This window comes from Paenibacillus sp. JJ1683 (genome assembly GCF_053006485.1).
Map to the genome: position 1 here is coordinate 915573 of NZ_CM129820.1, position 11928 is coordinate 927500.

Here is an 11928-nt window from a genome sequence, read left to right on the forward strand (position 1 = left end):
AGAAGCGAGACTTTCTTAGATACGGGGGAATTACAATATGATATTAATAGATCTGTTTGCTGGGCTTGGTGGCTTTCATCTAGCCTTAAGTAGCCTAGGACATACATACGTTTTTGCACTCTCGAAACATTGATATCGAGCCACGTGGGGATATAAGAAAAAATAAAAGTGGGCGGTTCCTTGTCAACTGTTTTCAAAGGATGGTGAACAAAAAGGTTTTCAAGATGAATAGTCAGGGAACTTGGTTTACCGCATATTAAAAGTTTTGATAAGCCAACTCTCTAATCGTGGATAACATTCCATATTTACAAAAAAAGAGGGGATAGTGATAGAGCATAACACTATTATTCCTTATTTGATAATCTTGTTGCCGGTGAAGAATTCAGGAAAAATCTTAATTACGGAGGATTATGCAAATGAACCACGAAGCCCAAACAGAAAAGAGTTTCATTGAAATCTTAACTCAACGGGAAAACCAATGGACATATCGTGATGATATAAAGACCGAAGCTGCTCTGTGGGATAATTTGCGAAGACATATCAATCGTATTAACTTGGCGCGACTGGACGGTGTGCCGCTTACAGACAAAGAGTTCGAACAGTTAAAAGTTGAATTTATGAGACTGACAGCTACTCCTTTTAACGCTTCTCAATGGCTACGAGGCGAAAATGGTGTTGCCGCCATTCATGTTGAGCGAGAAGATGTGAAACGTGGTAGGGTGTCGCTTGTGCTATTCAGCAATAAGGATGTTGCTGGCGGCATTTCAAGCTATGAAGTTGTAAACCAAATTAAGCCAGATACAACTACTGATATGCGTGGCGATGTAACCCTATTGATAAATGGCTTGCCGATTATTCATGTTGAATTAAAAGCTGAATCTGCCAAAGATGGTTATATGCAAGCGTTCGAGCAGATACAACGGTATGCAGAAGCTGGATTTTTTGATGGCATTTTTGCGACCACCCAAATTTTTGTAGTTAGTAACAAAGTATCTACAAAATACTTTGCACGTCCTGGAGCCAACACTTCTAAAGCCTTTGAAGCGGCAAAGAAATTCCTGTTCAACTGGAGAACGTCGGATAATGAGCCTATCGAAAATCTTTACGATTTCACAAGGCAGGTTTTGAGTATCCCTTCTGCCCACGAATTGATTAGCAAATTCACTATTTTGGTGGACGATCAGAAAAGCCAAAAGTTTTTAATGGTTCTAAGACCGTACCAAGTCCACGCTATTCAAAAGATTATCGGTCAAGCGGCGAAGCATGAGGGAGGTTTTGTTTGGCACGCCACCGGCTCAGGGAAAACAATAACAAGTTTTGTGGCAACCAAACTTTTAGCACAGATATCCATCGGCGTAGACCGCACCGTTATGGTTGTTGATAGAACAGATTTAGACAGCCAAACCAAAGATGAGTTTAGTAAATTTGCATCTGAGTTCCACACAGGGTTGGCATCGGGCAATGTTAAAGATAATGCGCTTATTGTCGGCGTTGATAATCAACGTCAACTTAGCAATAGCCTATTAAGCAATAAAAATAACAACACCATTATCGTCACAACCATTCAAAAATTGAGTGCGGCTGTCAGAGGTGCTAAAGAAACGGAAAACAATAAATTCGAGAAGCTGAAAAGCGAACATATTGTTTTTGTGGTGGATGAGTGCCATCGTGCAGTCAGCGATGAGCAGATGAAAGAAATTAAAAAGCTCCTGCCTAACTCAACATGGTTCGGCTTAACTGGCACGCCAATTTTTGAGGAAAACCAAAAACAAGAAAACGGAACATTCGCAAGAACAACACAACAACAGTATGGAAACTTACTCCATGCCTACACAACGAAAAATGCTATGGACGATAACTCCGTTTTGAACTTCCAAGTGGAGTACCATTGCCTATTGGATGAGGATAGCAAAGCAGAATTTTTGTATAGAACGGTAAAAGAAAAATACCCGAAGCTTGATCCTATCAAAAAACTTGCCGACATGACAGAAATTGAAAAAGAGGAACTGCAAGACAGAGAGTTATTTGAGCGTGATGATTATATTGAAGCGATGCTTAAAAAAATATTCAAGCGCCAATCCGTGATAGAGCGTTTCAAGGTGATAAACGGATACCCGACTATGAGTGCTGTTTTAACAACACACTCTATCGCTCAAGCTAAGCGTATTTATCACAAGCTACAAGAAATGAGAAGTAGTGGAATTTTGTTAAATGGGCGAGAGTTAGATGAACGCCACACGCTTCGTGACCCTGATTTTCCGAGAGTGACAATCACTTATTCCACTAGCGAAACTCAAGGTGAGATGAACGAAGCGCAAGCAGAAGTCAATGCCATTATGCAGGAATACAACACTGTTTTTGGTACGAATTACACAGATACCGATCAGTTTAACAAAAATATTAATAGCCGTTTAGCACGAAAAGACGCCCAATATCAAAAGGACGGAAAATGGCTTGATATGGTTGTTGTAGTTGACCGTCTGCTGACAGGATTTGACGCGCCTACGATACAGACTTTGTATGTTGACCGAGAACTGAAATATCAAAAGCTGCTACAGGCATTTTCACGCACAAATCGTATTGCACCTGGCAAAGAGCATGGCATCGTGGTATCGTTCCGAAAACCTGCTACTATGCGAAAAAATGTAGAGGATGCCATTCGACTTTTTACGAACCAACAGCAAAATTGGGAAGCCTTAGTGCCACAAGAATATGCTGAGGTGAAAGCCGCATTTTTAACGGCACATGAGGAACTTCAACAAGCAAAAGACGATCTGGAAGACGACCCAAATAATATAAAAAACAAGATTGCACAAGTAAGAGCCTATCAAAAACTTGAAAAAATCCAAAGAGCCATGAAAAGCTATGAGAATTATCAAGAAGATTTTGAGGAATTTGAACATATTGTGAAGGTTCTTCCCGAAGAAAAGGGACATTGTGAAAATCTAAAAGCTGAAATTCGAGCCGAGTTAGAGGATCAAACTGTGGATGAGATGGAAAACTTGCTCCAAGACATCGAATTTACGAGCGAACAAAGGGCTGTGCATGAGGAACGCATTGATAGCTTCTACATAAATCAGCTTCTGAACAGATATCAGAAGTCTTCGGACAAAACAGATAAATATGATTTGCGTGAAAAAATTATGAAAGAGATTAATACAAAGCCCGCATCCGTTCAGGCAATATATAATGCCATCTTAGACGTCATTGACAACAATCGACCGACAAAGGATTGTACGGCTTATTTCGCTGATGAGATTGATTATATACTACAGAATACTGCTGAAATATTGAAAGTGCCTGTCGCTAACCTGCAAACCAGCTTTAACGAATATCGCCCGAATAGCGGGGTTGTGCCTTTCATCAATGTAATAAGCGAAGCATCAGGGTTAAGCAAAGAAGATTTTGAAGCTATGTTTAACGAAAAATACAGAAAGCGTCTTCTCGTTATAGAGCATTATTGGAAAACTGTGTTAGATGAAAAATTAGTACCTCTAAGAGATGAATGTTAAGGTGGGAATTATATGGACTTGAGTAAGTTATTGAGAAAACCACCAGCTGAGGATTACCAACAAGTTGACACGTTCTGGTTTCCAGAAGAAAGGGAAGACTATGAATATAGTGATGAAAATGAGGATGATACCTCCCTGCTAATTGGGCAACATATAATTTTAGAGGCTGGACAAGTATCTTTGAACTACTACTGCACAGAATGTGAGGACTTACGCACTTTTAACTCTGATAAAGAGCAAGGACTTCGAGGAATTATTGTAAATAAACAAGTAATTAGCATTGATTGCATTTTGCAATGCAATTGTGGTTCAGTTGTCCATACTTGGTTTTTAGTCGAAGCCGAAGAGGATATTCGGTATCAGTCACCTAAAGTACGCATATTGCATTTTAGAGAAAAATTAACTGACTGTGTGAAATTACAATCTGAGAAATACGGCGAATTTAGCGAATGGCTAGAAAAAGCAAGACGAGCATACCGGGATGAACTGGGAGCGGGCGCTGTTATATATCTAAGAAAGGTATACGAATCCATAACTTATAGTATTGCAAATGCCAATAACATTCAACTTAATAAGGAGAATGGGAAGAGACGCTCTTTTTATGACATACTGCAAGAGGTGGATAAGGAGCACTCGATTATCCCAGTGTCTTTCTCTGAAAATGGATATAAGCTCTTCAGCCAGCTTAGCGAAATAATACATGGTGATGGAAGCGAGGAAGATGCGCTTGAATACTTTGGAGCATTGTATACATTAGTCACCAGCATATTAGATAATGTAAACAAGAAAGAAGAGTTAAAAATCGCGGTACAAAAATTTAACTGGTCTACGAATAATCCAAGTACAAATTAGTGCTTGTGCCAGTAATCAACTCTTAAATAATCGTGTCTACAGGAAGGAAGTAAATATATGAGCCGTTTAGATCAACAATTATGGGCAAGCGCCGATATTCTTAGAGGGAAAATGGATGCGAGTGAATACAAAAACTATTTGCTCGGTCTAGTTTTCTATAAGTATCTTTCCGATTTGGAGCTACGCGCCGTGTACGAAGAAGCAAACGGAAAGCCCGAAGAATACCCATCCCGTGATATCCAATTTGCCGAGCTTACTGATTGGTATAATGATGATGCCGAAGAGCTAAAGAACACCATGCGCCGCAAACTCGGATATTTTATAGAGCCGCAATATCTGTTTTACATGCTCCGCAATAAAGCATCAAAATATGAATTTCAAATTGATGACTTGCAGACTGCCTTTATCGAGCTTTCTCGTCAAGGCGAAAGTTTTACCAGCTTGTTCGATGATGTTGACTTAAACTCTACGAAGCTCGGATCACACGCACAGCAAAAAAGCACAACCATTATGGAAGTTATAAAAACTTTAGATGAGATAGACTTGTTTGGGCATGAAGGTGACGTTATTGGCGATGCTTATGAATACCTTATCGCCCAATTTGCCGCAGGAGCAGGCAAGAAAGCCGGAGAGTTCTATACCCCGCAAGCTGTTTCAAAAATCATTTCAGAGATTGTTAGTATCGGGCAAGAGGAACTAGCACCATTCCATATTTACGACCCTGCTATGGGTTCGGGTTCGCTGATGTTGAATATCCGCCAGTTTCTAAGCAATCCCGAAAAGGTTTATTTTCACGGACAGGAGCTAAACACCACCACTTACAACCTTGCTCGAATGAACCTGATTCTACACAACGTTGACCGTGAGCAAATGCGGCTCAATAATGGTGATACTTTAGATGCAGACTGGCCGACAGACGAGCCTTTCCTTTTTAACGCTGTTGTTATGAATCCTCCATATTCTGCGAATTGGAGTGCTTCCGATAAGTTTTTAAGTGACCCACGTTTTGAACGCTATGGAAAACTCGCACCAAAATCTAAAGCCGACTTTGCGTTCTTGCTACATGGCTATTACCACCTAAAAGACAGTGGTACGATGGGAATTGTACTGCCGCATGGTGTTCTGTTCCGTGGTGCTGCCGAGGGTGTCATTCGCAAGGTGCTTCTTGAAATGGGCGCAATAGAAGCTGTAATTGGCTTGCCCGTTAACATTTTCTATGGAACAAGCATACCAACGGTTGTACTTATCTTGAAGAAAAACCGTGCAAGTCGTGATGTGCTTTTCATTGATGCTTCTAATGAATATGAAAAACAGAAGAATCAAAACACCTTACGTCAGCGAGATATTCTGAAAATTGTGGATACCTATAAAAAGCGTGAAAACATTGTGAAATACGCACATTTAGCAAATTTTGATGAGATCGTGGCGAATGACTACAATCTCAACATTTCTCGCTATGTAGATACCTCCGAGGAAGAAGAACAAATCGACATTGTAGCGCTTGGGCGTGAAATGTCGGACTTAAATTTGCAAATAAAACAAAAAGAAACAGATTTCTTAACCCTGCTTGATGAGCTTGCTGTGACTGACGAAACGAAAGAGCTAATTGAAGCTACAAAGCGGATTTTTGTGTGAGGTGGTGGAGATTATGACAGAAAACAATCAGAACTTAGTACCTGAAATCCGATTTAATGGCTTCACTAACGCTTGGGAGCAGCGAAGGTTGGGGGAGATATACAAAGAAAGAAAAGAACGAGGGATAGATTCTTTGCCTATTCTTTCTGTATCTATCCATCATGGAGTATCTGACGAAGAATTAGATGGTCATATGCTGGGAAAAGAAGTTCGTAGAAGTGATGACAAGTCATTATATAAACGTGTTTATGCTGGTGATCTTGTCATTAACATGATGAGAGCGTGGCAAGGCGCTATTGGAGTCGTCAAGTCGGACGGCATGGTAAGTCCCGCTTATATAACAGCTATCTCAAATTCTCATGTTTATCCCCTGTTTATGGACTTTTATTTGCGTCGAGATGAACCTATCATTCAAATGGACAATCTATCGCAAGGAGTTACTGACTTTCGGAAGAGGCTATACTGGGATTCGTTTATTGACATAACATGTAAATTACCTTCTCTACTAGAACAGGAGAGAATCTCAGACTTCTTCCATACCTTCAACAATATTATCACTCTGCATAAGCGTAAGCTGGACGGGCTGCGTGAATTGAAAAAAGGTTATTTGCAACAGATGTTTCCACAGGCTGGGGAGAGAGAGCCGCGAGTGCGGTTCGCGGGGTTTAGCGGGGAGTGGCAGGAACGGAAGCTGGGAGAATTATTTAAAGAGCGTAATGAACGAAGTTCCGAAGGCGAATTGATTTCTGTTACAATAAATTCTGGCGTAATAAAGGCAAGCGAATTAGAACGAAAAGATAATTCGAGCGAAGATAAGTCCAATTATAAAAAAGTAGAGGTAGGGGATATTGCGTATAACTCCATGCGAATGTGGCAAGGTGCAAGCGGTATCTCGAATTACGCCGGTATTTTAAGCCCCGCGTATACGGTTATTATTCCCAACGAGGGAGTTGATTCGTTGTTTATTTCGTATATGTTCAAACTGACTAGAATGATTGAAATATTTCAATCATTCTCACAAGGATTGACTTCAGATACATGGAACTTAAAGTTTCCCCTGCTGAAAGAAATATACGTAACAGTGCCTTGCAGCAATGAGCAAGCCGCGATTAGTGATTTCTTCCGTATAATCGACGAGCAAATAACCGCCCAAGCTATCAAGCTCGAGCAGCTAGGGCAGCTTAAGGCGGCGTATTTGCAAAGGATGTTTATATAAGTGCGGATAAATGCCGTACGATTTTATCGTTATCTTGATTTTCTAACTCTTGAATGATGTGCAAATATGTTTCCTGCAAGAAAACACAGCAGCTTCAACAAGAGCAGTTAGAATTGGTTCGCGCCATGACTCGTAAAATGATCGATGATGATACGTTTCAGATGAGATAAGCAATACCGCTTTAAAGGATGAACAACATGCTTTGAAGGCAAGAGCGGCCATCTTGGAGGCGATTCTGAGTCGGGGTGAAGCCAATGAATCGTGCAGAAATTCAAGGAAGAAGTCAGGCGTTTTACAGAGTTGCAAATTAATGACGAGGAAGTTCTCCGAGACGTGCAGCAGCGTTTGATTGGACGCATCGAGATCGAGTTGGATGATGGAATTGTTTATCTACTATAATTTTGGTAATCCGTTGTCTGCGGGGGAGTAGGATTTTAACGGCTATTATGATAAAGATGAAGAACCTTCAATCCACATCTATCTTGGTATTGAAGGTTCTTTTTTTTAATTCTAACTTACCATACGATCTTTTTCCCGGTTGCAGCCGATTCCTCGATGCGGTCCAGTAACTGATGTAGTTTTAAGGCATGGTTGAAATCGGGGGCGAGACGGGTGTCCGTCAAAATATCCCTGGCAAATACATGATGAGCTTTGGCTACATTCAGGGTTACCCCTTCTTTTGGGAAATCTAGGGTACTATCAGGTTCATGAGCTATACTGATTGTTTCAAAAACACCGTTAGGCGCATGACTCTGCTCACTACTTGGATCATATATCAGTTTTTCAAGCGTCAGATTCCCAAATTGAATATGCCCAAGCGAAGGATTCTGTGACAAACGCAAAATGCCCTTTTTCCCCTGAATCTCTAGCTCAAACTTAGAATTCACTCCACCTTGAATGTGAACGGATGTCGGTGCTCCATTTTCCATTAGTCCGTGAATCAGAATTTGATCGGCAGTATCCTTGGAAATGACTTCACCCGTTTCATGAATAATGGCTTCATTATAACGGGAGGATGTGATGGCCGATAGCTCGCGGAATTCGCCAACGATGTATTGTAGCGCATCCAAGGAATGCCCTCCGTTAATGGTCAGTAGGTTGGCACCACTGGCTCTATTCAGCAGATAAGACGTATCCTGATTTGTTCGTCCTCCTTTGCCGGGAGTAGCTACTTGCATATGACAGGATACTATTTCACCAATTGTCCCGTCTTCCACCAGCTTTTTCATCATTTGCACCTCAAAATCCTGACGTGCCTGCAAGCCGACGGTATGATGGATGCCCGCCAGTTCCGCCGCCTTAGCCATTTCAGTAGCTTCCGCAGTGTTGGCCCCCAGAGGCCACTCACAAAAAATATGCTTTCCCTCTTGAATAGCCGCCATCACCGCCTCATAATGATGGGGAACTTTTACGCTCACCACGACCATGTCCACATCCTCGGAAGCTGCGAGCTTTTTGGCATCGTCAAAAGCTAATGTTGCCCCTACGTCCTCTGCACTTTTTCGTGCACTCTCCATACGGGAAGTGCCGATGGCCGTGATATCCAAGCTCGGGTGCTTGAGCAAAGCAGGAATATGCGTTTGGCTGGCCCATTTGTTATTCATCGAACCTCCTATGATACCTGCACGAATCTTCTGTTTAACCATGTGCCATCCCTCCTAATTTTAAAATGTGAGTAGAAAATAACGCTTAAGCCCAATATAATACACTTAACTCATAAAGAATAATGCTTGTTAATGATGTAGATATCATTTTATTTGATGGGAGGTAAAGCGGTGGATATTCAAAATATGCAGGCATTCGTTTCGGTGGCAGAGCTTAGAAGTCTAACAGAAGCTGCCCAGAAGCTGAATCATCTGCAATCGAATATGACGGCAAAAATAAAGAAGCTGGAGACCTATTATGGCACAGCGTTATTTTACAGAAAGCCTCGTGGTATGGAACTGACACCCGCAGGCGAAATTTTATACGCTCAGTACAAGCAAATTTTGCTGCTATGGCAAGACACGGAGATGAAAATGAGACCCCAGGAGGAAAAACTGCGCGTCGGCACGATGCAGTCCATTGTAGCAGGCGAAACAACAAGGGCGCTAACGAAGGTATATGAGATGTATCCGCAGGTTTCGGTGACATTAAAAACGGGAACCACCACGGAAATGGAACAATTCATCCTCGACGGAGAGCTTGATATTGCTTTTGTTACAGGATATCCTACCAACCCATATATTCATTATCAAAAAATATGCCGTGAAGAGCTGGTGCTGGTGGGGAAAGGTATACACGAAGGTTCGGATCTCCAGCAAGTACTACAAGGAGCTTCTATTATCATATTGTCGGATAGCTGCCTGTACCTCACGCATTTAGAGAAGATGTATCAGGACATGCAATTGACCCATAGCGAGGTTGTCGAGGTTGGAATATTTGATACGATGGTGGAATTCGCTCTAATGGGAATGGGAATTACCCTTATGTCCAAAAAGCTGGCCCGGCAATTTAAAGTAGCATCCTATCTACCCGTTCCTCCGGTTTTTGGCTATATGGATACATATTTAATATCTCGTCCCAATCACAAAATGACAGCAATTGAACATAAATTTATCGAAATCAATAATATGATCTAATAGAATAGGAGAGACATCGAATGCCAATTAATCAAGGCAAATACCAAGGTAGCCATGCTGTATTTCTGGGCGATAGCATTACGTTTGGATATGACTTGCGTGATGGAGAAAAGCCATAGCCCCAACTTTTTTGTGATATGTAGACTTGTCTCATGGCTTGTTTATTTATAGTGAGGGTGTATAATACTTGATATATCAATTGATGGGTCAAGTATCAGAAGGAGGAGAGATAGTCATCGAACATTGCTCTGAAAAAAGCCAGTTATTTTATCGCATGCATCTTTTGTGTAAAGAAATGAATAACGCTTTTGAAGCACAGTTAAAAACCAGCTTTACCAAGGTCGAAATTTTGTATCATATTGACCATCGTCAGGAATTAAGTCAGCTGGAGCTTCAACATCTGCTCGTTCTGGATGGTGCAGCAGTGACCCGGCATCTAAAAAGGCTGGAAGAGGAAGGTCTGATTTTACGCAGTAAAAAAGAGCAGGATAAGCGTGTAACTTATATACGTTTAACCGAATTAGGGATTCAAGAGCTGCAAGTTTTGACAGAGCAGAGACAAGCCTTTCAGGAACAACTTCTCTACAATTTTCAAGACGAGGAAATTGTGGCTTTAACAGATGCACTACAGCGTATGTCTAGCAATGTGAAGAATATGTAAAAATGTGCGAGGACAAAATGATTTTGGAGGCCACTCGATGAAGATTTTAGAAGACTATTTTCACTACTATGATTTAGCAAAAGATGATGAGACGAGCAGAGAACGATTAATCAGCCTTTTTTCCGAGAAGATTGAGTTTGTATTGAATGGTAATCGAAAACAAGGGATGAACAGTTGGAAAAGCTTTTTGAACATGTTCTTCGAGGGGACGCTCGAAATCAAGCATATGTATGAGGGGTGGAAGCTTGTTTCCGAAGAAGCTGATACCTATCAAACTAAATGGGCAGTGTGCGGTAAAAAAGTAACAGGCGAAGTTTATACACTTACTGGAGTGGACAAAGCCCGACTGGATACAGAAGGGAAGATCGTTTATCTGGAAAATATACCAGATACAGCGGATGCCTTTGATAAGTATAAAAATATCTGATTATCCTAAATAATAACCCGCCAGCTGTATAATAGCTTGCGGGTTATCTATTTTCCGAACAATACATATGTGTTCAATTTGTAACATTCGTTTTTTCTGTTGACAAGCCGTAGGCGAGAGCCTAAAATAACGGATGTAATATAGCGTATATGAAGGCGAATATTACAGCAATTGAACGACAACAATACGAGTATGCTTTGCGTAGGAGGAATTACGACTCATGGAGCGTTTCTTTAAATTAAAGGAACATGGCACGAACGTCCGCACCGAGATTATTGCGGGGATCACTACTTTTATGACCATGGCTTATATCCTGGTGGTCAACAATACCTTTTTGGGACCAACTGGAGCGGGGATGCCTAGTGAAGCTGTTTTCTTTGCGACAGCAGTAGGTGCAGGTTTAGTAACCATTCTGATGGGCTTGTTTGTAAATGTGCCGATCGGTATGGCACCAGGGATGGGCTTGAATGCTTATTTTATGACTGTAGTCTTGAGTTCTAATGGGATGATTACTTGGCAAGCGGCACTTGGCGCTGTATTTATATCCGGTATCGTCTTTCTGATTTTAACTGTTACCCGGGTTAGACAGATGCTGCTTGTTGCAGTTCCGGAAAATTTAAAAACCGCTATTACAGTTGGTATCGGCTTGTTTATCACAATTGTTGGCTTCAAGCTTTGTAATCTGGTTATGGTGAGTATTGTTCCAGGGACAGATGTTGGTCAACCGGTTCCGGGTCATGCTTTTAATTTGGTTCTAGGTAGCCTGGTACATCAAAAGGATGCGCTGCTGGCGCTAATCGGGTTGCTCATTATCGCAGCGTTGATGGTCGTTCGGGTCAAAGGCGCATTGCTGATTGGAATCGTAGCTACTACATTAATCGGTATTCCGATGGGTGTAACGAATCTGAGTAGCTTGACAACAGGCCACTGGATTCCAAATTTCAGCAATTTGGCAGTAGGTCAGCTAGACCTGAAGGCAGCTTTGCATATTGGTTTGTTTGATA

9 protein-coding genes (1 of these 9 cut by a window edge) are annotated in these 11928 nt (G+C 41.4%); 8 read left to right on the forward strand and 1 reads right to left on the reverse strand.

Going from position 1 to position 11928, the window contains the following annotated elements; all coding sequences use genetic code 11:
- The first annotated feature begins 416 nt into the window (after positions 1-416).
- From ACUC6J_RS04110 to ACUC6J_RS04125, 4 genes are read left to right on the forward strand one after another with little or no spacing between them, the layout of a single operon-like run.
- Positions 417-3512, forward strand: a complete 3096-nt coding sequence (locus tag ACUC6J_RS04110) for a type I restriction endonuclease subunit R (RefSeq protein ID WP_447249793.1) — start codon at positions 417-419, stop codon at positions 3510-3512.
- Between the two features lie 12 nt (positions 3513-3524).
- A complete protein-coding gene (locus ACUC6J_RS04115; protein ID WP_025364040.1) occupies positions 3525-4364 on the forward strand; it encodes a hypothetical protein in 840 nt (279 codons plus the stop codon).
- Positions 4365-4421: 57 nt separating this feature from the next.
- Positions 4422-5999 carry a type I restriction-modification system subunit M gene (locus ACUC6J_RS04120; protein ID WP_025364041.1) on the forward strand — a complete coding sequence of 526 codons (1578 nt, stop codon included), beginning with the start codon at positions 4422-4424 and terminating at the stop codon, positions 5997-5999.
- Between the two features lie 13 nt (positions 6000-6012).
- On the forward strand, positions 6013-7215 hold the full coding sequence (locus ACUC6J_RS04125; protein WP_025364042.1) for a restriction endonuclease subunit S: 1203 nt from the start codon (positions 6013-6015) through the stop codon (positions 7213-7215).
- 515 nt (positions 7216-7730) lie between these two features.
- On the opposite strand, the gene ACUC6J_RS04130 is transcribed toward ACUC6J_RS04125, so the two are convergent.
- Positions 7731-8861 carry a Gfo/Idh/MocA family protein gene (locus ACUC6J_RS04130; RefSeq protein ID WP_447249794.1) on the reverse strand — a complete coding sequence of 377 codons (1131 nt, stop codon included), beginning with the start codon at positions 8859-8861 and terminating at the stop codon, positions 7731-7733.
- Between the two features lie 129 nt (positions 8862-8990).
- Between ACUC6J_RS04130 and ACUC6J_RS04135 the strand changes: the two genes are divergently transcribed.
- The 4 genes from ACUC6J_RS04135 to ACUC6J_RS04150 all read left to right on the forward strand — a co-directional run.
- Positions 8991-9836: a LysR family transcriptional regulator gene (locus ACUC6J_RS04135; protein ID WP_447249795.1), complete on the forward strand. Its 846-nt coding sequence runs from the start codon at positions 8991-8993 to the stop codon at positions 9834-9836.
- 187 nt (positions 9837-10023) lie between these two features.
- Positions 10024-10497: a MarR family winged helix-turn-helix transcriptional regulator gene (locus ACUC6J_RS04140; protein ID WP_019686164.1), complete on the forward strand. Its 474-nt coding sequence runs from the start codon at positions 10024-10026 to the stop codon at positions 10495-10497.
- A 37-nt stretch (positions 10498-10534) separates the two neighbouring features.
- Positions 10535-10924 carry a hypothetical protein gene (locus tag ACUC6J_RS04145; RefSeq protein WP_016819289.1) on the forward strand — a complete coding sequence of 130 codons (390 nt, stop codon included), beginning with the start codon at positions 10535-10537 and terminating at the stop codon, positions 10922-10924.
- Positions 10925-11144: 220 nt separating this feature from the next.
- Positions 11145-11928 carry the 5' portion of an NCS2 family permease gene (locus tag ACUC6J_RS04150; RefSeq protein ID WP_016819288.1) on the forward strand. Its footprint extends 587 nt past the window's final position, so only the first 784 of its 1371 coding nucleotides appear in the window; it begins with the start codon at positions 11145-11147; the stop codon falls past the right edge of the window.

What these genes read in the sequence shown, in the direction of transcription:
- ACUC6J_RS04110 (WP_447249793.1), top strand. Translation starts at nt 417, where the DNA reads ATGAACCACGAAGCCCAAACAGAAAAGAGTTTCATTGAAATCTTAACT.
- ACUC6J_RS04145 (WP_016819289.1), top strand. Translation starts at nt 10,535, where the DNA reads ATGAAGATTTTAGAAGACTATTTTCACTACTATGATTTAGCAAAAGAT.
- ACUC6J_RS04125 (WP_025364042.1), top strand. Translation starts at nt 6,013, where the DNA reads ATGACAGAAAACAATCAGAACTTAGTACCTGAAATCCGATTTAATGGC.
- ACUC6J_RS04130 (WP_447249794.1), bottom strand. Translation starts at nt 8,861, where the DNA reads ATGGTTAAACAGAAGATTCGTGCAGGTATCATAGGAGGTTCGATGAAT.
- ACUC6J_RS04120 (WP_025364041.1), top strand. Translation starts at nt 4,422, where the DNA reads ATGAGCCGTTTAGATCAACAATTATGGGCAAGCGCCGATATTCTTAGA.
- ACUC6J_RS04115 (WP_025364040.1), top strand. Translation starts at nt 3,525, where the DNA reads ATGGACTTGAGTAAGTTATTGAGAAAACCACCAGCTGAGGATTACCAA.